The 22,153-nt window shown below is 60.4% G+C and carries 16 protein-coding genes, 2 tRNA genes and 2 pseudogenes; 14 read left to right on the forward strand and 6 right to left on the reverse strand.

The window, feature by feature from the left end:
• Positions 1-254 precede the first annotated feature (254 nt).
• Together NKI88_RS25470 and NKI88_RS25475 are read right to left on the reverse strand one after the other, a co-directional pair.
• Positions 255-1,997: pseudogene (locus NKI88_RS25470) on the reverse strand (adenylate/guanylate cyclase domain-containing protein).
• 372 nt (positions 1,998-2,369) lie between these two features.
• On the reverse strand, positions 2,370-3,308 hold the full coding sequence (locus NKI88_RS25475) for a LysR family transcriptional regulator (RefSeq protein WP_352658128.1): 939 nt from the start codon (positions 3,306-3,308) through the stop codon (positions 2,370-2,372).
• Between the two features lie 136 nt (positions 3,309-3,444).
• Here NKI88_RS25475 and NKI88_RS25480 point away from each other — a divergent pair, with 136 nt between their 5' ends.
• The 4 genes and pseudogenes from NKI88_RS25480 to NKI88_RS25495 all read left to right on the forward strand — a co-directional run bounded on the left by NKI88_RS25480 (position 3,445) and on the right by NKI88_RS25495 (position 7,145).
• Positions 3,445-4,422: an aldo/keto reductase gene (locus NKI88_RS25480; RefSeq protein ID WP_352658131.1), complete on the forward strand. Its 978-nt coding sequence runs from the start codon at positions 3,445-3,447 to the stop codon at positions 4,420-4,422.
• 27 nt (positions 4,423-4,449) lie between these two features.
• Positions 4,450-5,594: pseudogene (locus NKI88_RS25485) on the forward strand (aldo/keto reductase).
• Positions 5,595-5,844: 250 nt separating this feature from the next.
• The gene (locus NKI88_RS25490; RefSeq protein WP_352658189.1) at positions 5,845-6,276 is read left to right on the forward strand and encodes a flavodoxin; all 432 of its coding nucleotides are present in this window, start codon (positions 5,845-5,847) and stop codon (positions 6,274-6,276) included.
• A gap of 53 nt (positions 6,277-6,329) precedes the next feature.
• Positions 6,330-7,145: an aldo/keto reductase gene (locus NKI88_RS25495; RefSeq protein WP_352658134.1), complete on the forward strand. Its 816-nt coding sequence runs from the start codon at positions 6,330-6,332 to the stop codon at positions 7,143-7,145.
• Positions 7,146-7,441: 296 nt separating this feature from the next.
• Here the strand turns inward: NKI88_RS25495 and NKI88_RS25500 are convergent, their stop codons facing one another.
• The 4 genes from NKI88_RS25500 to NKI88_RS25515 form a co-directional block, all read right to left on the reverse strand.
• On the reverse strand, positions 7,442-9,181 hold the full coding sequence (locus NKI88_RS25500; RefSeq protein ID WP_352658137.1) for an adenylate/guanylate cyclase domain-containing protein: 1,740 nt from the start codon (positions 9,179-9,181) through the stop codon (positions 7,442-7,444).
• Positions 9,182-9,616: 435 nt separating this feature from the next.
• Positions 9,617-10,882: an ABC transporter substrate-binding protein gene (locus tag NKI88_RS25505; protein ID WP_352658192.1), complete on the reverse strand. Its 1,266-nt coding sequence runs from the start codon at positions 10,880-10,882 to the stop codon at positions 9,617-9,619.
• Positions 10,883-10,993: 111 nt separating this feature from the next.
• Positions 10,994-14,398 carry an adenylate/guanylate cyclase domain-containing protein gene (locus NKI88_RS25510; RefSeq protein ID WP_352658140.1) on the reverse strand — a complete coding sequence of 1,135 codons (3,405 nt, stop codon included), beginning with the start codon at positions 14,396-14,398 and terminating at the stop codon, positions 10,994-10,996.
• A 1,245-nt stretch (positions 14,399-15,643) separates the two neighbouring features.
• A tRNA-Thr gene (locus NKI88_RS25515) sits at positions 15,644-15,718 on the reverse strand.
• 150 nt (positions 15,719-15,868) lie between these two features.
• On the opposite strand from NKI88_RS25515, the gene NKI88_RS25520 reads away from it, so the two are divergent.
• The 10 genes from NKI88_RS25520 to NKI88_RS25565 all read left to right on the forward strand — a co-directional run bounded on the left by NKI88_RS25520 (position 15,869) and on the right by NKI88_RS25565 (position 21,961).
• Positions 15,869-16,063 carry a hypothetical protein gene (locus tag NKI88_RS25520; protein ID WP_023681907.1) on the forward strand — a complete coding sequence of 65 codons (195 nt, stop codon included), beginning with the start codon at positions 15,869-15,871 and terminating at the stop codon, positions 16,061-16,063.
• Between the two features lie 142 nt (positions 16,064-16,205).
• Positions 16,206-17,498 (forward strand): UDP-N-acetylglucosamine 1-carboxyvinyltransferase, encoded by a 1,293-nt coding sequence (gene murA, locus NKI88_RS25525; RefSeq protein WP_023697319.1) that lies wholly within the window; start codon positions 16,206-16,208, stop codon positions 17,496-17,498.
• 167 nt (positions 17,499-17,665) lie between these two features.
• Entirely contained in the window at positions 17,666-18,100 is a 435-nt protein-coding gene (locus NKI88_RS25530; RefSeq protein WP_023669285.1) for a DUF2948 family protein, read from the forward strand.
• Between the two features lie 95 nt (positions 18,101-18,195).
• Complete coding sequence (gene hisD / locus NKI88_RS25535) at positions 18,196-19,488, forward strand: histidinol dehydrogenase (RefSeq protein ID WP_352658144.1); 1,293 nt, start codon at positions 18,196-18,198, stop codon at positions 19,486-19,488.
• Between the two features lie 6 nt (positions 19,489-19,494).
• Complete coding sequence (locus NKI88_RS25540; protein ID WP_023669283.1) at positions 19,495-19,980, forward strand: UPF0262 family protein; 486 nt, start codon at positions 19,495-19,497, stop codon at positions 19,978-19,980.
• Entirely contained in the window at positions 19,968-20,432 is a 465-nt protein-coding gene (locus NKI88_RS25545) for an arsenate-mycothiol transferase ArsC (protein WP_081731224.1), read from the forward strand. Before NKI88_RS25540 ends, NKI88_RS25545 begins: the two co-directional genes overlap by 13 nt.
• Positions 20,433-20,617: 185 nt before the next feature.
• Positions 20,618-20,836 (forward strand): translation initiation factor IF-1, encoded by a 219-nt coding sequence (gene infA / locus NKI88_RS25550; protein WP_006200926.1) that lies wholly within the window; start codon positions 20,618-20,620, stop codon positions 20,834-20,836.
• A 19-nt stretch (positions 20,837-20,855) separates the two neighbouring features.
• Positions 20,856-21,482, forward strand: a complete 627-nt coding sequence (locus NKI88_RS25555; protein WP_023681911.1) for a Maf-like protein — start codon at positions 20,856-20,858, stop codon at positions 21,480-21,482.
• The gene (gene yacG, locus NKI88_RS25560) at positions 21,479-21,670 is read left to right on the forward strand and encodes a DNA gyrase inhibitor YacG (protein ID WP_023669280.1); all 192 of its coding nucleotides are present in this window, start codon (positions 21,479-21,481) and stop codon (positions 21,668-21,670) included. The genes NKI88_RS25555 and yacG overlap by 4 nt, the downstream gene beginning before the upstream one ends.
• A gap of 215 nt (positions 21,671-21,885) precedes the next feature.
• A tRNA-Phe gene (locus tag NKI88_RS25565) sits at positions 21,886-21,961 on the forward strand.
• Positions 21,962-22,153: the final 192 nt, after the last annotated feature.

Below are 22,153 nucleotides of genomic sequence, written 5' to 3' on the forward strand. Positions count from 1 at the left end.
AACCATCGAACCCGCTTCTGCTATGACATCGCGAGGACCAACTCAAACTTATCGGCGAGGCACAGGCGTTCCCGCCGACCCGCGCTCCTGACCGCCATGATAGGGACGATGCTAAAACACCTGATCACGACAGCGTTTTTCTTGGCACTATCTGGCGTTGCCCAAGCTGAGCGGCCATTATCGGTTGCCGCTACCTTATGGAAGAAGACCCAAACGCGACTCCAGCAGGGTGGCTCCGTCGAGTAAAAAGTTGGTCATTCCGGAAAGCCAGCCTTACGAAGGCCTTCGAGGTACATGTCTCGCAAGGCCAGGTCGCGATAGGGCTGGGATTCGACCCAATGGCTCATCCTGAAATGGGGGTTTGTTGCCAGATATAGCGTGGCCTCTTCACGCGCTTCTTCTAACCGGCCGAGCAGCGCCAGGATCGACGCCAATTTAACCCTGGATTCGGTTCGATATGTTGCATCATTCCTCAGAGTCTTCACTGCTTCCTCATACTTACCGGCCGCGGATTGGGCACCTCCGAGTAACCAGAAATACCAGCTCGGCGGGCGCGGATTTAGGCGCAATGCCTTCTCCATGCAGGCGATGGCCTCTACTCCGCGACCTTCATAGATTTTCAGATTCCCGAAGTTTGCCCAAGCATCGGCATCGTTCGGATTGAGGCGGAGCGAAATCTCGCACTCCTTGGCAGACTCATCCCATTGGCGCTCGATGAGGAGTATGAACGCGAGCACCCAATGCGTGCCAGAGTTTTCGGGATCGAGTTCAATCGCCTTTCTTGCCGACGCCATAGACTGTTGACGAAGGGGATTCATCGGATAGTTTCTGAAGACCCAGGCCTCGCACTGACTGATCGCCAACCACCGATAAGCATCCGCGTAGTTAGGATCGAGCGCGATGGCCCGCTCGAACAAGGGTATGGCCGCAACGCCCGCCTCTGTGGAGTGTGCCCATTCAGCCCGCCCCCGTAGATAGATTGGCCGATAGCGCTCCTTCAGGTTTGCCGTGGCCAACTTGCCGGCGAGCGCCTCAACAATCTTGCCGACGACTTCGTCTTGAGCCGCGAAGATATCGGCAAGGTCCCGGTCGAAGCGATCCGCCCAGATGTGCCCACCGGCGGGTGCATCGATGAGCTGTGCATTGATCCGCACGCGATCCGCCACCCGTCGGGCGCTACCCTCCAGTACATATTTCACGCCCAGTTCGCGAGCGATCTGGCGGGTGTCTACCGATCTGCCCTTATAGGCAAAGGATGAGTTCCGGGCGATGACGAAGAGCTCGGGCACTTTGGAGAGGTCGGTAATCAGATCCTCCGTCAATCCATCGACGAAATACGCCTGCTCGGCGTCAGCGCTCATATTCACAAAGGGGAGGACGATTATTGACGGCTTGTCGGGCAGCGCGAGCTGCGGCGAAGGCTTCTCCGGAACGAGGGCCTCCTCCGGTGGCGCGCGTCCGGCCTTCGCGGGAATTCCGACCTGCAGCGAATAAACCCGGACCGGATCGGCGATGTTCTTCAGCTTAACCGCGCCGCGATCGTAGATTGCGATATCGAGCCTTGACTTTACCTGCCAATAGGCCTGTTAGGAAAGACAGATATTCCCTGGTTCGCAGATGCCTTCTAGGCGTGCGGCGATATTGACGCCGTCGCCCATCAGGTCGCCGTCGTTCTCTTGCACAACGTCGCCCAGGTGAATGCCGATCCGGAACTCGATGCGGCGATCATCCGGCACCCCGGCATTGCGCTCAAGCATGGCGTTCTGCACTTCGATCGCGCAGCGCACAGCCTCCACGACGCTACTAAACTCTATGAGGCTCCCGTCGCCAGTGCGCTTAACGACGCGACCACGATGTGTCGCGACAGTGGGGTCGATGAGATCGCTGCGCAGCACCCGTAGCCGTGCCAGGATGCTATCTTCGTCAGCGGCGGCTAGCCGGCTGTAGCCGACCACATCCGAGACCAGGATCGCAGCTATCTTACGGGCCTCACTCATGTCGTGCTCCCTCCATCCAGTCTGGCACTACTGCCGAGCCAAAGGAAGATAGCTCCGAGCCATTGGTCGCATGATCCGCATCGGATCGATTCCAGTCGTCCGAGACCCGTGTTGGGAAGATAACACCCTGAGACCTGCCCATTGGAATGTCCGCTTTTGGTGAATGGACAGGACCGCAGGAATGACTGCCATGAGGCGCTTTTCGGACAGGCAGCTTTGGGGCCGCGAGCCGTCAGTCCGCTATCGGGCAGCGTTCCGCGGATTGCTGCCGTTCAGGCTCGGACCCTAAGCAACTCAGGCACGCAGTAAGGGGCGGCTCACTTTTGCAAGGCAGCAAGCCGCCAAATGGTTGAGCACTCCGCCACCTACGGATCACACAGGACGTATGGAGCCGGCTCTACCGCGCCCCGAGCGGAGCCTGTCATTGCCCCGATAGCGCAAGACGTCCACGAGCACCGACAGGGCCGGCGACGTATGACGCCGGCCCGGATAGTAGAGGTGGTAGCCTGGAAAATACGGGCACCAGTCACCCAGGACCTGCACCAGGCGCCCTGCCTGAATGTGTGGCAGCACCTGATCTTCCGGCATGTAGGCGACACCTAGCCCGTCCAGGGCCGAGCTTAGGCGCATACCGAGGTTGTTGAACACCAGTTGCCCTTGGGGGCGGACCTTCACCTCCCGGCCGTCTTTCTCTAGGCCCCAGGGAAAGAGCCCGCCATAAGTCGGCAGACGCATGTTGATGCACCTGTGCCCAGTCAGATCCTGCGGGGTTTTCGGAATTGGGAAGCGCTCAAAATAGCTTGGCGAAGCTACGACGGCCATGCGCAGATCCGGTCCGATGCGGACAGCGACCATGTCTTTGGCCACCTGTTCCCCCATGCGCACGCCGGCGTCGTACCCTTCAGCCACAATGTCGGTCAAGCCATAGTCCACAATGATCTCGACTTGGATGTCCGGGTAATCTGGCAAGAACTGCTTCAGCGCTGGCTGGAGCACGGAAATCGCAGGATGCTCGCCGGCTGTAATTCGTACCGTGCCCGCGGGCGTAGAGCGTAAGTCGTTCAAGCTTGCGAGTTCGGTCTCGATTTCCTCGAAGCGTGGCGCCACCGTACGCAACAACCGCTCCCCTGCATCCGTGGGCGCAACGCTGCGCGTCGTACGGGTCAAAAGCCTGAGGCCGAGCCGCTCCTCAAGATTGCGGATCGTCTGGCTCAGAGCGGAGGGCGACACGCCCAGTTTGGCTGCGGCGCGCGTGAAGCTGCGCTCTCGGGCGACTGCGGCGAAGGCGGCAAGGTCATTAAAGTTCTGCATAGTTGGATTGCTTAGCTCTGCTTAAAGGCTAATCCCGATTGTAGCAGGTTATCGCCGGTCCGCTCTGCCCTATCTTATGTGCTGCAGCGTTGGTCCGGACACCGGCCGCCCGGACAAGCGATAAGGAACCATGACAATGCAAACGCGCAAACTCGGAACTTTGGAGGTGTCCGCTCTCGGACTTGGCTGCATGGGCCTGAGCTATGGATATGGCCCGGCCACCGATCGCAGCGAAGCCATTCATTTGATACGCGCGGCGCACGCAGGTGGCGTCACCTTTTTTGACACGGCAGAGGCCTACGGCCCTGGGCTGAACGAGGAAATCGTCGGTGAAGCCCTCGAGCCGGTCCGCGGGGACGTCGTGATCGCTACCAAGTTCGGATTCAAGGATGGGGCGCCCGCCAACGGGCTCGACAGCCGCCCGGCGCGCATTCGCGAGGTGGCCGAGCAGTCGCTCAAACGCCTTCGCGTCGACACCATCGACCTTTTCTATCAGCACCGCGTCGACCCTAACGTGCCGATCGAAGAGGTCGCAGGGGTAGTCCGCGATCTTATCCAGGCGGGCAAGGTGAGCCACTTCGGACTTTCCGAGGCCGGTTCCGAAACCATTCGCCGCGCCCATGCAGTGCAGCCGGTCGCGGCGGTGCAAAGCGAGTATTCACTATGGTGGCGCGAACCCGAACAGGAAATCCTGCCGCTGCTCGATGAGTTGGGCATCGGCTTCGTCCCCTTCGCGCCGTTGGGCAAAGGGTTCCTCACCGGCAAACTAGATCAGAATACCACGTTTGCGAAGGACGACTTCCGTGCCACCGTGCCGCGCTTCTCTCCGGAAGCCCGGAAAGCCAACCAGGTTCTGGTCGACCTCGTCATTGGAATAGCGGCAGAGAAGAACGCGACCCCCGCGCAGATTGCCCTTGCCTGGTTGCTCGCCCAGCGGCCGACAATTGTGCCCATTCCTGGCACGACCAAGCTCAACCGTCTGGAAGAAAACCTGGGAGGCGCCAAGGTTGAGCTTTCGCTAGATGATCTCGCCCGAATTGAAACGTCGCTCGCCGGCATCACCGTTCAGGGCGACCGCTACCCGGCGTCCCACCAGCGCTTCGTAAACCGTTGAACCGACCGATCAAAAGGATTTGCCAACATGACCTCCGATCACGCACCGAAAATGGGCCGCCGCAGCTTCCTTGGCGTCGCCGCGGCGGCGCCGCTGCTCGCAGCTACAATTACCAAGGCGACAGGACAACAGGCCTCTACTCACGCCAGCACGGTGGCGCTAACCGATCGCGCAAGCTTGGCACGCTCGATGTCTCCAGTATCGGCCTGGGTGTCCAGAATATGCATCGGACCTATGAAACGACCATTCCCCATCGTCCGGAGATGATCGACCTGATCCGCACCGCCTTTGACAGGGGCGTCACCTTCTTCGACACTGCCGAAGCCTATGGCCCACACGAATGCGAGCGGATCCTCGGCGAGGCCATTACGCCTTTTCGGGACAAAGTCGCAATTACCTCGAAATTCGGCTGGAACATCGATCTGGAGACTGGTGAGCGCCGACCGGGACTGAACAGCCAGCCCGAGCACATCAAGCTCGCTGTCGAGGGCTCGCTGAAGCGCCTGCGGACGGACCACATTGACCTGCTGTACCAGCACCGCGTCGATCCACAGGTGCCGATCGAGGATGTGGCCGGCGCGGTCAAGGATTTGATGGACCAGGGCAAGATCCTGCATTGGGGCTTGTCCGAAATGGGGCTCAACACGCTCCGGGGCGCCCACGCGGCCGTACCGGTAACTGCGGTGCAGAGCGAGTATTCCATGCTGTGGCGCGGTCCCGAGCAGGATGTTCTGCAGCTTTGCGAAGAACTCGGCATCGGTTTCGTACCATGGAGCCCGCTGGGCGTCGGCTTTCTGACTGGCGCCATCGATAGCCGGACGCGGTTCGCCGAGGGGGATATTCGCGGCATCGAGGGCCGTTTCGCGCCGGAGAACCTGCCGCATAATCTGGCGCTCGTCGATCTCCTTAAAAGCTGGGCGGAGCGCAAGCAGAGCTCCCCCGCGCAAATCGCGCTGGCCTGGCTGATGGCTCAGAAACCTTGGATCGTACCGATCCCCGGAACCACTCAACTCACTCACCTGCTTGATAACATCGGTGCGGGCGGCTTGCGGTTCACCTCCGAGGAAATCGCGGAACTCAACGCGGCGGTTCGAGCAATACAAGTCCAAGGTGCGCGTCTGCCGGATGCTGTCCTGGCCTACTCTGGCGTTGAGGCGCCCGCGAAGAGCTGAGTGCACGCCAGCCGCAAAAACCATTCATGGAACCAGGACGCTGGTGTCATCGCACTAAACGTCGGCGTCCAGCCTAGGTTACGCTCATGACCAATATCGACAGTCCGACCCGAAGAAAACTCCTCGTGTCATCTCTGCTCCTGCCGCTTGCGGCGGGGGCTGGAGCCTCGATCTCGCAGGCCACAGCCGCATCTGGTGGGGGAGTAGAACTCTGGTCGCCTACTTCTCCCGCAGCGGCAACACGCGCACCATCGCCAGTCTCCTCAGCCGCGACCTCGGCGCCGATCTGTTCGAGATCGAACCGGCTACGCCATATCCGGCTGACTACTTCGCGACCGTGGAGCAAGCGAAGAAAGAGCGCGAGCGGGATTATCTGCCACCGCTGAAGGCCATTGTTCGCGACCTCGCCACCTATGATGCGGTCTATCTCGGCTTCCCGGCGTGGGGCGGCTCCGCCCCCCCAGTCATCCGCTCCTTCCTAGCGGCTCATGACTTCGCCGGTATGGCAGTCGCCCCGTTTAATCTACACGGCGGCTACGGCCTGGGAGACAGTCTCGAGGTGATCACCCGCGCCGCGCCACAGGCGCGTTTCGCTGAAGGCTTCGTGATGGAAGGGCTCCAGGAACGACGCACGACGGAGAATGTTCGGAAATGGCTCACAAAAGTGAGCGTCGACCAATAGCGGAAGTGCGTAGAGCCTGCGTCACAGCCTTCATTTATCGAAAGGACATGAGAATGACGACTAACATTCCTACAGTGACCCTGAACAATGGCGTACGGATGCCGAGCCTGGGGTTCGGCGTCTTCCAGGTGCCCGATCCAGCCGAGTGCGAACGGAGTGTCCGCGACGCGATCGATGTCGGATATCGGCTACTCGACACCGCGACCTCCTACGGGAACGAGGAGGCGGTTGGCTCCGCAATCAGGAACCACGGGATCGACCGAAGCGAACTGTTCGTCACAACCAAGCTCTGGTGGTCGATGAACAAGCTGCAGCTCGAATATCTCGATCTCTGGCTGATCCACCAGCCCTATGGCGATGTGTACGGGGCGTGGCGGGCAATGGAGGAACTGCACCGCGCCGGCCGCATCCGCGCCATTGGCGTAAGCAACTTCTATCCCGATCGTCTGGTGGATTTCGTGCTTCACAACGAGATTACTCCGGCAGTGAACCAGATCGAGATTCATCCTTTCCACCAACAGGACGATGCGCAGAAGGTTCTGGACGAATACAGGATTCAGCCCGAAGCATGGGGGCCGTTCGCCGAGGGCAAGAACGGCCTGTTCTCGAACGATGTGCTCCAGTCGATCGGCCAGAAGCACGGCAAGAGCATCGCCCAGGTGGTGCTGCGCTGGCTTAATCAGCGGGGCATCGTCGCCATCCCAAAATCGGTGCGGAAGGAGCGCATGACGGAGAACTTCGCGATCTTCGATTTCGAGCTGGACGGCGACGATCTAACCAAGATGGCGACGCTCGACCAGAAGGCCAGCAGCTTCTTCGATCACCGCGACCCTGCTATGGTAAAGCGGCTGGGGACCCGAAAGCTCTAAGCTTCGACCGCCTCTAAACGGCCGGCTTTCAGGCGAGTCCAACCACCAGATCGGCTGAGCGTCCGCTTTCGTGTGGCAGCGAAGTCTGCACGTCCGTCCACAATTAGGCGCATTGCGGTCCGGCAGCCTTGGGGCCGGAAGCGGAAAGTCCACTTTCCGCATGACTGGCACAAAGGCCGACGTTGCCATCCTTCCGGCCAAGCCAGTCGAATAGGGCCAATGATACGGATGTCTGCCTAAAGGCGGGAGTTGGCCCGACAGCTGCGACGTCATAAATCCGCCCGGGAACAGAGCAGCTACTCCGGTAATCCAGCCTTGGAGAGTCCTTCGAGTAAAAGCTGCTCGTCGGTCTGGCTCTGGAAACCTTCTTTGGCGACAAACCGAATGGATGAAAAATTTGGGGCTTTGCGTAGCACATTTGATGCGCACTCTCGGGCGAGTTCAGGTTTGCCCATAAGGGCGTAGCAAGCAGATCGATAGGCTTCCACCCAATATGGCATTTGGGGTGATCTGCTGAGATTTGCGATGGCTTCGTCGAACTTATGATCGGAGAAGTAAAAACATCCGAGCTGTGGCCAATACCATGTCGGTTCAAAGTACGGATCCACCACTCGTGCTTCAATGAAGAAACCAATCGCTTCTGCCGGCTTCCCTAGCGCGTGGTGCAAGAACCCAAGGCCGGTCAAGGCAACGGGCTTATTTGGGGCTAGTTCGTGCGCCTTTCGGAAGTGATGTCCTGACAAATCGAAAGACTGGCGATACAGATGTGCCCACCCCAAAGCCAGCTGGCAGATGGGATCAGTCGGATCGAGGGCCACGGCCGTCCTGCTCAGTTCAAAAGCTTCAGAGAGTTTTTCATCATCACCCTCTAAGTCCCGCGACCAACGGTTCAAATACAGGTTTGCGAGAAGTCCGTATGCTCGGCCGTAGTGTGGGTCGAGTTCTATGGCTCGTTCATAGAGCTTTACGGCCTCTGTCTCGGGTTCCAAATTGTCGAATGGCAGTGCATCTGCGCGAAGAACACATTCATAAGCCTCTAAGCTCGCTGGCGGCTTTCGAAGTGCCCGCTCAACGCCAACGGCTTTGAGCCGGCCAATCAGCGTCCCGACTATGGTCCTTATGACTTGGTCCTGCACAGCGAAGATTTCGTCCTGATTTCGATCAAAACGCTCAGCCCAGAGATGATTGCCGGAGCTTGTTTCAACAAGCTGAGCGGTAATCCGTATGCGGTCACCCAGCCGGCGGACACTACCCTCGAGAATGTACTGCACGCCAAGTTCTCGGCCGACCCGGACTATGTCGATGTCACCTCCCCGATAACGGAAGGACGAGTTGCGTGCGATCACATGCAGGTCACGGAACCGCGCCAATTCTGTAATGATGTCTTCAGTAAGCCCATCACTGAAATATCGCTGTTCGAGATCGCTGCTCATGTTTGTGAACGGAAGAACTGCGAGCGAGGGGGGCGTGTGCGACGATCGAAGCGTTCGCGGTTGCTGCGCAGGTGATGACTGTGGAGGATCCGCGTCCATTAAGCGGAAGGCTCGTACGGGCGTCGAGATGTTCTTCAGTTTCTGCTCGCCCATGTCCTCGAATTGACAGGCGACCTTATTGCGCACCTCGTCGTGAATTTTGCCGGAAACGCAGATACCGCCGGGGTCGGCTAAGGCCTCTAGCCGCGCAGCTATGTTGACACCTTCGCCAAAGACGTCAGTTCCCTGGCCAATCACGTCACCAAGATTGATGCCGATCCGCAAATCGATGCGTTGTTTCTCCGACGCCAATGCATTCGCGGCCGCCATTTTTCGCTGCACGTCTACTGCCGCTGCTACGGCGTTTATGGCACTGCCGAACTCGATCAGCATTCCATCGCCCATAAGTTTCACGACACGCCCGCCATGAGCGATGACGGTTGGCACGAGAATAGAAGCACGCCGTTCTGTCAATGCAGCAAGCGTCCCAGATTCATCTTCTTCCATGAGCCTGCTGTAACCGACGACGTCAGCCATTAGCAGGGCGGCGAGGCGACGTTCCATGGACCCTTTCCGAGAGAGGGAGCTAATACCAAATCCTTACACGAATACTGCCTTGCGAGCGAACGCGCTTTCAGTTTGCATCTCGGTTTCGGCACTGGAGGCTCTTCATCAGTCGTGTTCGCGCAGCCGGATCGCATACAGCGTCCCCGTGCTCCAACCACTGATGGCCAGTCGCTCGCTCTCTAATCTTGGGAAGGCGCGCCACTTGCATAGCGCACCCATGACCAAAAGCTCCCCGCAAGTCGTGTCCGCTATCGGGCAACAGCGAATTGGCTCCGAATGACCAAGATGAGGCGCATTGCTGACCGGCAGCGTTGGGGCCGGGAGCGGACCGTCCCCTTCGCGACAATTGATCGAGAAAACCGACGCTTGCGTCCGGCAAAGTGGCTACCGCCTTGCGCCAGAACGGCGATTGAGGTCACCAGAATAGACGGCCTACTGGCGGCCGTATTTCTTGAAAGTCGCATTCCAGTCGGCTGCCAGCGCGTCAAGCGTTTCCTCGGCCGTGCCGGAATCGCCGGTTACATAAGGATGTACGCGCTGGTTGAATTGTAGCAGCAGTTCGGCATTCTCCGGAACCGCCCAGAAATCCTTCACCTTGAACATGGTCTCGTGGAAGGCCTTGTTGTAGGGCGTGGCGTTCTGGAACTCGTCCGACTTCAGTATGGCTGCGCTGCAGGTGTAGCCGCCGAGCGCCGCCCACTTCTTCTGGGTCTCGTCCTTGATGAACCATTCCAGGAACTTCAGGGATTCGGCCTGCTTCGAGGAGTAGGAGACGATCGAGATGCCCTGCCCGCCAAGCGCGGCGAACTGGTCGCCGTTCGGTCCTGCAGGGTTGGCGAAGAAGCCGGTGTTCTTGGCGTTGGGATTGCTCGCCTCGTTGATCAGCGACGGGAAGAACGCGAAGAAGTTCATGCTCATCGCCGCCAGGTTCTCAGTGATCGCCTGGTTGTCCTCGGTGAAAATGGCGTTGGCCCACCCCGGAGGCGTGAATTCGTACAGCTCCTTGTAGGCATCGAGCGCGGCAATCGCCTTGTCGGAGTTGATGAAGCCGTCGACCTTGTAGGTCGAGTAGTCGCCAAGCTCGCCGCCGTACGAGAACAGCATGCTTTCGAAGCCCGCCGCCAGCCCGTCGTGGGTATTGTCGGTATAGATCGCGACGCCGTACTTCTTCTGGTCCGGACGGTAGAAGAACTCGGCGATGTCGCGCAGCGCCTTCAAATCCTTCGGCACGCCGAGGTCGTAGCCATACTTCGCCTTGAAGGCTTCCATCTCCTTGGGGTCTTCGAACCAGTCCTTGCGATAGGACCAGCCGACGGCGTCGCCTTCGAGCGGGATCGCCCAGTATTTGCCGCTGTTGCCAGGATATTCGGCGTAGAATTTTACCGTGGCAGGGGCCATGAGCTTGGCCACGTCGTTCTTGGCGAAGAAGTCGGTCAGGTCGACATAGTGGCCGCCGGTCGAGCCGGCGCCGAGCCACTGCGAGTCGCCGACGACCATATCATAGGCGTCGCCCCTGGCGTTGAACTCGGCGAAGGCCTTGGTTTCGAATCCCGGCCAGGCAGTCGTTTCAACAGTTACCTTGACGCCGGTTTCCTTCTCGTACTCGTTGCCGAGTTCCTGAAGGTAATTCGCCGGATCCCACTCCGCCCAAAGGATAGTGAGTTCCTTGGCCGAAACAGGTCCACTCGCAAATGTCATGGCGGCGCCTAGCAACAGACCAGCCCACGTTTGCATATCGCTTCTCCTTCACAGCAGCGTCGTCCAACTAGGAATTTGCGTATTGGATGCAGTGCTTCACCCACGTTCCGTCTAATGCGAAAGCATTTGGAGCAGCCCTTTGGCCTCTACGAGATCAGGTGTGTCAAACCCCTCGGTGAAGCTGGCGTGGACTGGCGCAAGAATATGCCGCGCCTTATCGTTGCGGCCTTGGCCGGCATAGAGGCGGGTGAGCCGAAGCGCGGCCCTCAGTTCAGAGGATTTCGCGCCTTGATCGCGGGCTGCCGAGAGCGATTGCTGGAACCAGCTTTCGGCGGCTTCATCGGTGGGGTCCAGCGCTGAAACCAACTCACCCCTTGTGCACAATAACTCTGGTAGCTGATACTTCGAGGTCGATTTGTCCAGAGTGTCGAAAGCCTGCGCCAGGAGGGCAAGGCCTTCGCTTGCATCGCCGCGCTCGCCGCAGTTGCGCGCGAGAATGCAAAGGTAGTAGGCCATGCCCATATCCGCGCCAGTTGCGGCGATACCCGCAATTCCCAGGCGCATTTGCCGAATGCCTTCCTCCAACTGCCCCAGACCGGCGAGTGCCCAGCCGAAATACACACGAGCCTGGCCAAGCAGCAATGGCATGACGAATTCATCACATAAAGTGACAGCTTTCTTCGCCCATTGAAGGGCTTCGGCAGGCTCGCGCCGCATCAGGTGGACCAAGCAGAAACTTAGCTGCGCTTGTGCTGTGCTGACCGGATGCAAGTCTCGCTCGGCTAGCGCTATTGCATCGCGTGAGCGTGCGAGAGCCTGGACCGAATGGCCGCGCATGAAGAGCATCTGTGCAGAAAACGCCCTACAGCATACGCCCGGGTCGTGTCCGGCATAGCCCCAGGCAAGGTGATGATGTCGCTCATAATCATAAGTGGCCAGGCCATGGCTTGCATGACGTTCGCTCGCGCCGTAGTCGCCGAGGTAATAGTAGATCCCCCAAAGTTGGTGATGTGCTTCGAGGATGTACCCTGAATCATCGGAAGCTTGCGCAAGCTCCAAACCTAGAGTTTGGCATTGGTGGCCCAGGGCCTCGGCCGCTCGTAGGTTGCCTGAAATGGTCTGATACGAGCTCTCCCCGCGCATCGCAGCGAATATTTGAGGCTTGTCGTTCAGCGTGTCGGCGAGCCTTCGCGCATTCGAAAAGGCTTGAAGGACTTCTGGAGCCCCCCAGCCCTTGGCCGCAATCATTGCGGTGCCGGTCGCGCTCTCTAGGGAAAGCTCCAGCCAGAGGCGCTCCTCAGATCCGGGCAATGATCCAACCAGCACTAGCCCTTTCCGGAGGTGGGACGCTGCCTCGAGATTGGCAGATCGCTTCAGCGCGAGTTGCCCTGCCTTCAGCCAATAGGCGACAGCCAGATCATTTACGCCGGCCACCGTATAATGGTGGGCCAGTGTCTCGGGCTCTGCCGCGACAATATCCTGGAATTGCGCCTCCAGCGTCGAGGCGATCTTGGCATGGATTTGTTGCCGACGGCTTTTCAGCAGGCTCTGATAGGCTGCATCCCGCACGAGCGCATGCTTGAACGTATAGGTCGACTCTGGAGGAACGCCTCGCCGAAAAACGAGCTCGGATTGTTCCAACTGCGGCATCACCTCTTGTAAATGGACTTCGTTGGCACCCATCACGGCTGCCAGCAACCGGTGATGGAAGACGCGGCCAATGCAAGCGCCGATTTGAGCTACCTCCTTGACCGCACCCAGTCGGTCGAGGCGAGACATCAAAGAATCCTGAAGGGTCGACGGAATGGCAAAAGGAAGCAGAGGACCTGAGAGCACGTAGTGGTCGCCCGCGTCGATAAGGAGACCGGATTCGAGCACGGTCTTGGTCAGCTCTTCAACGAACAACGGAACGCCTTCGGTTTTGGCCAAGATCTGGCTGGCTACCTCCGGCGGCAACGTCTTTCCACCCGCCACGCGATCCATGATCGCTGCTCCTTGACCGAGTCCGAGGCGATCGAGCGAGAGCGCGGTTACATGCGAAAACTGAATCCAACGCGGCTGAAACTCAGGTCGAAAGGTTACAATCAGGAGTGCCCGCATGTTCCGCAGGCGTTCAATCAGCATATCCAGCCACTCGCCGGTCGTCGGATCGATCCAGTGCGCATCCTCGACAAGGACGACGATGGGCTCGCGCGCGGCCAGCGATTCAATTTGTTGGACGAGGGCGGCCAAAGTACGGGCCTTTTGGGCTGGCGGTGGCAGCCTGGTCGACGAGTATCGGCCGGTCGTGTCGATCGACAGCAGTGTCGCCAACAGCGGAATTGCTTCCACCACGTCCGGAACGATCCCGCGGAGCAGGGCCTCCAGCTTGTCGAGCTTGGTGTCGGTGCTGTCGTTGCGATCCAGTCCAGCCGCCCGCTCGACCTGCGCGGCCACGGGGTGAAGCGCGCTGTTGATATGATAGGGCGAGCAAAAATAGCGTAGTCGCGCAGGGGGCCCGGCGCTCAATCGATCGACCATCGCCGCGATAATCCGGGACTTGCCAATACCCGGCTCTCCAGACAGCAGCACCACTCGGCCATCCCCGGCACAGGCCCGGTGCCACTGGTCAACCAAAAACTCGAGTTCCTGGTCCCGCCCAACAATCGGCGTCACAATGTCCTGCCGCGCCTCGAAACGACTCTCTGCCGCCGTCTCGCCGACAATGCGCCAGCTGCGGAACGGCTTTGCGAAACCCTTGAGCTCCCGGTGGCCGAGATCGACCATATCGAATAGACCGGCCACCAGTCGTTGCGTGCCGTCAGCTACAACAACGCTGCCCGGCTCGGCGAGCGCTTGCAGCCTCGCAGCCAGGTTAGGCGTGTCGCCTACAACGGCCTCTTCCTGTGCTGATCCTTCGCCAACGAGATCACCGACAACGACCAGTCCCGTCGCGATGCCAATGCGGGCAGCCAGCGGTTGGCCTCCCGGCGCTGTAAGTCGGGCTGTTGCTGCAGCGGCGGCCATGCCCGAGCGAACCGCTCGTTCGGCATCGTCTTCGTGCGCCTGCGGCCAACCGAAATAGGCCAGCACCCCATCACCCATGAGCTTGGCGACTCGCCCTTCGTAGTGGGTGATCTCTCCTGACACTGCGATCTGATAAGCGCGAATAACCTCCCGCATGTCCTCAGGGTCGAGGCGCTGCGACAACTCGGTCGAGCCGACGAGGTCCACGAACATGACTGTTAACTGGCGCCGTTCGGCGTGCGGTGGCCGTGCGTCACCCTGCTCGGGCGGCCTTGCCGGCGAGCTCCCGCGGTCACGCGAGGATGCTTTGATCGGCAACGGGCTGGACGTGTCTCCGAAGGAAGCCACAGCGGTAAGCAACCGGCGCCGATGACCGACCGATGTGACCCCGAGTGCTATCAGATCCTCCGCCGTTAGCTGAGGAAGCATCTCGGGTTCAATGTCATTGTCGCGAAAGGCCGGAGCGTATCGCTCCAGTCCAAGGCTACTTAGCCATCCCGGGATGTCCACGTCCTTCTCCCCTAAGGGTGCTGTCTGGAACCATATCGCAAATTGGAAGGGGAGTCGTCATACCCTCGGGAACGAGGGGAACGGCAGTTACGGGTCAAACCCGGACATCATGCCGCCTGACCCGAGCGTCTGCTTTCGGGGAACGACCAAGTAGACATCAACGGCGGACATGCGGCGCGATGCCGACATTCAATCTAGGCCAACGGAGCTATCCGTCCGAGTTTGAGATGCGACCTCGCGAGAGAGTAGCACTGGACCGTAGTCGACCACGCTCTCCCGCAAATGTTTCGGACGCTTGAATAGTTTCTAAAGCCGTTCCCCGACTAAAGCGGCGGTGTAAGGACCCAGTATCCGGCTCTTGTTTAATGAGACTCTGAATCGGGGGCACCGTCGTGCCCCCTACTCCCCTGGCTTCGCCTATCTCATTCCACTTTAGCCACCGACTAGAGATTATTGTGATCGCGTTGGTATCGCTGCGCCCACCTGTCACCGGTCGCAGCTCAACGTCTATCAAGCCTTCGCTTTTAGCCTTACGCAAGAAACGCTTCACGACCGTATCGCCCAGTAGGCCGGCCGATTTCGCAATTCTGCCGAGAGAGAGGGTGCATTTGCCTTTAGACCTGATCTCAGCGCGGATGACGGCCGCAACGGCGTTCTCACCGGGTGTAAAGTGACAACGGAATTCAGGTGGAAGCGCGCCACAACCACTCCATTTGCGACGCTTGGAACGCGCATTTGATCTCCTGTCGCCAGGAGAGGTTAGCTGCTGCGTCGGAATGCCGGGGCCTTGCCGCACCCCTCGGCGAGATCTGAACGTTTGGCGCCGGCAACCGGCGATGTTCCACAGCGCCTCTGCCTGCGCATCATCAATCGCTCCATCCAGTTGCATCCGAGATACGAAACGAAGATGATTGTCGATCTGCCACTCTCGTGCGGAAGATAGTGCGACGACGACGTGATCGAATAGGCCCCCTAGCTTGCCAGCAAAAAGGCCGTTCATTGCACGTCACTGGTTTGTATGCGCTTCGCGGCTGCTGGCTCGAAAGTTGTCAGAGCCGCATCGCTCTTAGCTCGAAAGTGGCCTCGCACCAGCGCGGCAATCGCAAGCTTCAGAGAACGCGAAGGGAACAGAGTCCCCGAATTTTCCCCCGCGACATGGTCGCCGTTCACACGTTGTTCGCGTCTGAGGGGTGGGGGACAAGGGAGTTCGTTATTCAGCAAACCCTTTGTGAGCAAGGGTTTGACTGGTGCTGCGAGAGAGGATTGAACTCTCGACCTCTCCCTTACCAAGGGAGTGCTCTACCACTGAGCTACCGCAGCCGCTGATGGCGGGGCTTCTGCCATATAGAACCGGCAAGCGCAAGGCGTCTGTGAAAGGCTTTGCCAGACAAGTTTCGCTGACACGGCGGCGCCACAATGCTAGCTATCCCTTGAACAGCAGGCCCTGCCAGTTGCGGGCGGGACGGAACGATGGACGACAAGACAATTCCACCGAAAAAGGCTGATCCGGAAAAAAAGGACGGGACTGACCGCAAGGACCGTCTGGCCGAGCAGCTGCGCGCCAATCTCACGAAGCGCAAGACGCAAGCGCGCTCGCGGCGCACCGGTGATCCTGACCAGCGGCCCGAAGGACTGCCGGCTGCTGAAAAAATGCACAAGGACTGACCGATATCAGCCACACTGGCCGGTCACCTTGGCCAAAGGGGCTCAGAAATCCTATTTCTTGAACCAAGCCGGCCAATGGTCTAGACGGGCCGATACTCAAACTGACGAAAACCGGCCTATCGGGCCGAGGGGACATTCTCTCATGGATCGCATCAGAATTGTCGGCGGCAACAAGCTCGCCGGAAGCATTCCGATTTCGGGCGCGAAAAACGCTGCTTTGCCGCTGATGATCGCCTCGCTGCTCACCGACGACACGCTGACGCTGGAAAACGTGCCGCATCTGGCCGATGTCGAGCAGCTGATCCGCATTCTCGGCAATCACGGCGTCGACTATTCGGTCAACGGCCGCCGCGAGAAGCAGAATGAGGGCTATTCGCGCACCATCAATTTCTCGGCCCGCAACATCGTCGATACGACCGCGCCTTACGAGCTGGTGTCGAAGATGCGGGCGTCGTTCTGGGTGATCGGCCCGCTGCTGGCCCGCATGGGCGAGGCGAAAGTGTCGCTCCCCGGCGGTTGCGCCATCGGCACGCGGCCGGTCGATCTGTTCCTTGAAGGCTTGCAGGCGCTGGGCGCCGACATCGATGTCGACACTGGTTATGTGCTGGCCAAGACCAGGAACGGCCGCCTCGTCGGCAATCGCTATGTGTTCCCGAAAGTCTCCGTCGGCGCCACCCATGTGCTGATGATGGCGGCGGCGCTCGCCAAGGGCGAGACGGTGCTGGAAAACGCCGCCTGCGAGCCCGAAATCGTCAACCTCGCCGAATGCCTCAACGCCATGGGCGCAAAAATTTCCGGCGCCGGCACGCCTGTTATCACCATCGATGGCGTCGAGTCGCTGTCAGGCGCGCGCGTGCGCGTCATCCCCGACCGCATCGAGACCGGGACCTATGCAATGGCTGTGGCCATGACCGGCGGCGATGTCGTGCTCGAAGGCGCCCGCCCCGAGCTGCTACAGACCGCGTTGGATGTGATTGCCCAGACCGGTACCGAGATCACGCCGACCAATTCCGGCATTCGCGTCCGGCGCAACGGCGCCGGCATTTCGCCGGTCGACGTAACGACGGCGCCGTTCCCGGCCTTCCCGACCGATCTGCAGGCGCAGTTCATGGGCCTGATGACCATGGCCAAGGGCAAGTCGCGCATCACCGAGACCATCTTTGAAAACCGCTTCATGCATGTGCAGGAACTGGCCCGGCTCGGCGCCCACATCACGCTGTCCGGCCAAACGGCGATCGTCGACGGCGTCTCCAAGCTGAAGGGCGCGCCCGTGATGGCGACCGATCTGCGCGCCTCGGTGTCGCTGGTCATCGCCGGTCTGGCGGCCGAAGGCGAAACGACGGTCAACCGCGTCTACCACCTCGACCGCGGTTTTGAGCGGCTGGAAGAAAAGCTCTCCAATTGCGGCGCGGTGATCGAGCGGATTTCGGCTTGACCGCACGGCAGTTGCTTCAGACAGACAGGCGTCTGGTGCTGCCTTCATTCACCGCCAACACTTCAAACCCGAGGCGCTAGCCTCGGGTTGAATTTGTGTCGCGGTTGCACGGACCGGAAAGACCGCCTAACAGAAGGCTGAAACCAACTTTCAGGTGTGCATTCGGCATGGCAGCCCTCAAACTCATTGCGCTCGACGATCAGGATCTGAGCATCGTCTCGGCTCACGTCCAGGACGCCGTGATGAAGGTCTCGGATCTCGAATACCTGCCTTCGGCCAAGCGTTTCATATTGACCATGAACCGCTTCGTCTGGGAGGCGAAATCCGGATTGTTCAGCCCGCACAATGAGCGGCGCCAGGCGGTGTTGCATTTCGACCGCGTGCTCGGCGCCAAGACCAGCGGCATTGCCCGCGATCGGCCGGCCGAGGTGCTGTCGCTTCTGGCAATCAGCTTTATCGAAATCAGCAAGCCGGCCGGCATCGTCGAATTGGTCTTTTCCGGCGGCGGCGCGATCATGCTCGACGTCGAATGCATCGAGGCACGGCTTGCCGACATAGGCGGCGCTTGGGAAGCCACCTCGCGTCCGGTGCACAGGGTCTAGAGCATGATCTCAAAAAGTGGGTGCCGGTTTTTGTTGGACAAAACGGGAATCGTTTGTCCAGAGATCATGCTCCAACAAAGGGCTAGACGCAGCCGATGGCCATTACGCTTATCCAATCCGATGCCGGTTTCGCGCAGCGTTTCGCCGCCTTCCTGACCACCAAGCGGGAAGTATCGGAGGACGTCGACACTGCCGTGCGTGCCATCATTGCGCGGATTCGTGCCGAGGGCGACGCTGCCCTGGTCGACTACACGCTGAAATTCGACAAGGCCGACCTCAATAGCCTCGGCATTGCCGTGTCGAAGGACGACATCGCGCAGGCCTACAAAGACGCCGATCCGCAGACGGTCGAGGCGCTGAAATTTGCCCGTGACCGCATCCGATCCCATCACGAGCGACAAATGCCCAAGGACGATCGCTATACCGATGCCGCCGGGGTCGAGTTGGGTTCGCGCTGGACGGCGATCGAGGCGGTCGGGCTCTATGTGCCGGGCGGCACGGCAAGCTATCCAAGCTCGGTGCTGATGAACGCCGTGCCGGCCAGGGTGGCGGGCGTCGAGCGCATCGTCATCGTCGTGCCGGCGCCGGGCGGCATCATCAATCCGCTGGTGCTGGTGGCAGCCGATATATCAGGCGTTTCGGAGATTTACCGCGTCGGCGGCGCGCAGGCGATTGCCGCCCTTGCCTATGGCACGCAGACGATCCGGCCGGTCGCCAAGATCGTCGGACCCGGCAATGCCTATGTCGCCGCCGCCAAGCGCCAGGTGTTCGGCACGGTCGGCATCGACATGATTGCCGGACCGTCTGAAGTGCTGGTGGTGGCCGACGGCATCAACGATCCCGACTGGATCGCCGCCGATCTTCTGGCGCAGGCCGAGCACGACGTGTCGGCGCAATCGATCCTGATCACCAACGATCCTGCGTTCGGAAAAGCAGTCGAACAGGCGGTCGAGCGCCAATTGCTGAGCCTGCCGCGCGCCGAGACGGCGGCTGCCAGCTGGCGCGATTTCGGCGCGGTGATCCTGGTGGAGACCATCGAAGCCGCGCTGCCGCTGGTCGACCGCATCGCCGCCGAACATGTGGAACTCGCCATCGACGATGCCGAGGGCTTCCTGGCCAGGATGCGCAATGCGGGTGCTGTGTTTCTGGGACGCCATACGCCCGAAGTCATCGGCGACTATGTCGGCGGCTCCAACCACGTGCTGCCGACGGCGCGTTCGGCGCGCTTCTCTTCGGGCCTGTCGGTGCTCGATTTCGTCAAGCGCACCTCGATCCTGAAGCTCGGGCCGGAGCAGCTGAGAGCACTTGCGCCGGCGGCGATTGCGCTGGCCAAGGCGGAAGGCCTCGACGCGCATGGCCGCTCCGTCGCCATCCGGCTGAACATGTAGGCGGCGATGGCGGACGGCGATCAAACCCGCGCAAGGCTGATCGATGTCGAGCTCGACGAGTCGATCGGCCGTTCGACGCCCGATGTCGAACATGAGCGCGCGGTGGCGATCTTCGACCTGATCGAAGAAAACAGCTTTCAGCCGGTCAATGATGACGGCGCCGGGCCTTATCGGCTGAAACTCTCGCTGGCCGAATCCCGGCTGGTGTTTGCGGTCGCCCGCGAGGATGGTGCTGATGTCGTCACCCATATCCTGTCGCTGACGCCGCTCAGGCGCATCGTCAAGGACTATTACCTGATCTGCGAAAGCTATTACGACGCCATCCGCTCCTCGACGCCAAGCCATATCGAGGCGATCGACATGGGCCGGCGCGGCCTGCACAATGAAGGCTCGCAGACGTTGATGGACCGGCTTGCCGGCAAGATCGACATCGACTTCGACACGGCGCGGCGGCTGTTCACGCTGGTCTGCGTGCTGCACTGGCGGGGTTAGACCTGACTGCGGCGCCCCGCTCGATCCTGTTTTTGTGCGGCATGAACGCCGTGCGCTCACCGATGGCCGAGCAGCTGGCGCGGCGCATGCTGCCGCCGGCCACTTTCGTCGCCTCTGCCGGCGTGCACAGGGGCGAGCGCGATCCGTTCGTCGACGCGGTGCTGGCCGAAGAGGGCCTGACGCTGGGCGAGCGCCAGCCGCGCTCGATGGACGATCTCGAGGACGATTATTTCGACCTGATCGTCACCCTGGCGCCGGAAGCCCACCACGCCGCGCTCGAACTCACCCGCTCGCTTGCCGTCGACGTCGAATACTGGCCGATGCCGGATCCGACCGATGTCGGCGGCAGGCGCGAGCAGATCATGGCCAGCTATCGCGACGTGAGAGAACGGCTGAAAGCGCGCATCAGCCGACGTTTTCTGCTTCCGGAGGTAAAAAACGCGGCGGATTGATGCATGTCGCTCAAAAGCGGTCCCGGTTTTGAGACAACGACATGCATAAAACGAAAGCTTGGAGCGCGTCGCATATGACGCGATCTAAGCGTGTTCACAAGCGCACGATTATCATATAGGTTCCGCCGAAATTCCGGCCTGGGCGCTCCAGGGCGCCGGAACTGCAATCCAAGCAAAGGTATCGAATGCCGAAGGAAGAAGTCCTCGAGTTTCCGGGTGTCGTGACGGAATTGTTGCCCAACGCGATGTTCCGGGTGAAGCTCGAAAACGAACACGAGATCATCGCCCATACGGCCGGCCGCATGCGCAAGAACCGCATCCGTGTGCTGACCGGCGACAAGGTCCTGGTCGAGATGACGCCCTATGACCTGACCAAGGGCCGCATCACCTACCGTTTCAAGTAACAGTCCGGCGCGAACCGCGATGAGCATCCTGCAGAAGCTCGTGCTTGCCTCTGGTTCGCCGCGCCGGATCGAACTGTTGCAACAGGCCGGCATCGAGCCGGACCGCGTGCTGCCAGCCGATGTCGACGAAACGCCGCTGCGCGCCGAACATCCGCGCTCGCTGGCCAAGCGGCTGTCGAAGGAAAAGGCCGAGAAGGCGCTGGCCTCGCTGAAAAGCGAGGAAGACTATGCGCCAAGTTTCGTGCTGGCCGCCGATACGGTGGTCGCGGTCGGACGCCGCATCCTGCCCAAGGCCGAGACGCTGGACGACGCCGCCAATTGCCTTGGACTGCTTTCGGGCCGTTCGCACCGGGTCTATTCCGGCATCTGCCTGATTACGCCGGGCGGCAAGCTGCGCCAAAGGCTGGTTGAATCCAGGGTACGCTTCAAGCGGCTTCCACGCGAGGAGATCGACGCCTATGTCGCCTCCGGCGAATGGCGCGGCAAGGCCGGCGGCTATGCCGTCCAGGGTCTCGCCGGTTCGTTCGTCGTCAAGCTGGTCGGCTCCTATACCAACATTGTCGGCCTGCCGCTCTACGAGACGGTGGCGCTGCTTTCGGGCGAAGGCTTCAAGGTCCACACCAGCTGGCATACCGCGCGGCCATGAGCCTGGACGATAAGGTCACACCACTGCGCCCGAAGCGCCCCTGCCCCGAATGCGGCAAGCCGTCGGCGCGCGAGACCTATCCGTTCTGCTCGAAGCGCTGCAAGGACATCGACCTCAACCGCTGGCTGAAGGGCGCCTATGTCATCACCGCGCGCGATGACGAGGACGAGAGCGACGAGCCGAAGTAGGGTTTGGGCGGTGCCGGCCGCGCAATTCCACTTCGCCGACCTTACGCAATTGCTGCTTTGCCGGCGTCGGTATTGTCTGCGACAATTGCCCCGGAAAATCAGCGCTTAGGCGCTGGACAGGCCGGATTCCCGTGCTATAACCCACGCGCTTTCAAGGGGTGCTCCACGGCGCTTTCCTGAAAGTCCGGTCAGGCGATGTCTCGTTTGTCGGCGAGGCCCAGATAGCTCAGTTGGTAGAGCAGCGGACTGAAAATCCGCGTGTCGGTGGTTCGAATCCGCCTCTGGGCACCATCCCCGCTTCTCCCGACACTCCCTTTCGCCGAACCTTCTACGCTGCAGTTTCTGCAACTGGCTGGAATTGTTGGTCTTTTGCAGCCGCATTGCGCAACTAAGCGGGACAGGGAGCGCTTCGGGCGCATTTGGTCCAACGAGGCGAGGGGATGGTATTTCCGTTGGTATTCGACATCCTGATGGTATCGAAAC

This window comes from Mesorhizobium sp. M0317, from assembly GCF_040321555.1.
Classification (GTDB): Bacteria; Pseudomonadota; Alphaproteobacteria; order Rhizobiales; family Rhizobiaceae; genus Mesorhizobium.

Excerpts from the sequence above, each read along its gene's own strand:
- NKI88_RS25475 (WP_352658128.1), bottom strand. The coding sequence starts at position 3,308 with ATGCAGAACTTTAATGACCTTGCCGCCTTCGCCGCAGTCGCCCGAGAG.
- NKI88_RS25480 (WP_352658131.1), top strand. The coding sequence starts at position 3,445 with ATGCAAACGCGCAAACTCGGAACTTTGGAGGTGTCCGCTCTCGGACTT.
- NKI88_RS25495 (WP_352658134.1), top strand. The coding sequence starts at position 6,330 with ATGACGACTAACATTCCTACAGTGACCCTGAACAATGGCGTACGGATG.
- NKI88_RS25500 (WP_352658137.1), bottom strand. The coding sequence starts at position 9,181 with ATGGAACGTCGCCTCGCCGCCCTGCTAATGGCTGACGTCGTCGGTTAC.
- NKI88_RS25505 (WP_352658192.1), bottom strand. The coding sequence starts at position 10,882 with ATGACATTTGCGAGTGGACCTGTTTCGGCCAAGGAACTCACTATCCTT.
- NKI88_RS25520 (WP_023681907.1), top strand. The coding sequence starts at position 15,869 with ATGGACGACAAGACAATTCCACCGAAAAAGGCTGATCCGGAAAAAAAG.
- murA (WP_023697319.1), top strand. The coding sequence starts at position 16,206 with ATGGATCGCATCAGAATTGTCGGCGGCAACAAGCTCGCCGGAAGCATT.
- NKI88_RS25530 (WP_023669285.1), top strand. The coding sequence starts at position 17,666 with ATGGCAGCCCTCAAACTCATTGCGCTCGACGATCAGGATCTGAGCATC.
- hisD (WP_352658144.1), top strand. The coding sequence starts at position 18,196 with ATGGCCATTACGCTTATCCAATCCGATGCCGGTTTCGCGCAGCGTTTC.
- NKI88_RS25540 (WP_023669283.1), top strand. The coding sequence starts at position 19,495 with ATGGCGGACGGCGATCAAACCCGCGCAAGGCTGATCGATGTCGAGCTC.
- infA (WP_006200926.1), top strand. The coding sequence starts at position 20,618 with ATGCCGAAGGAAGAAGTCCTCGAGTTTCCGGGTGTCGTGACGGAATTG.
- NKI88_RS25555 (WP_023681911.1), top strand. The coding sequence starts at position 20,856 with ATGAGCATCCTGCAGAAGCTCGTGCTTGCCTCTGGTTCGCCGCGCCGG.
- yacG (WP_023669280.1), top strand. The coding sequence starts at position 21,479 with ATGAGCCTGGACGATAAGGTCACACCACTGCGCCCGAAGCGCCCCTGC.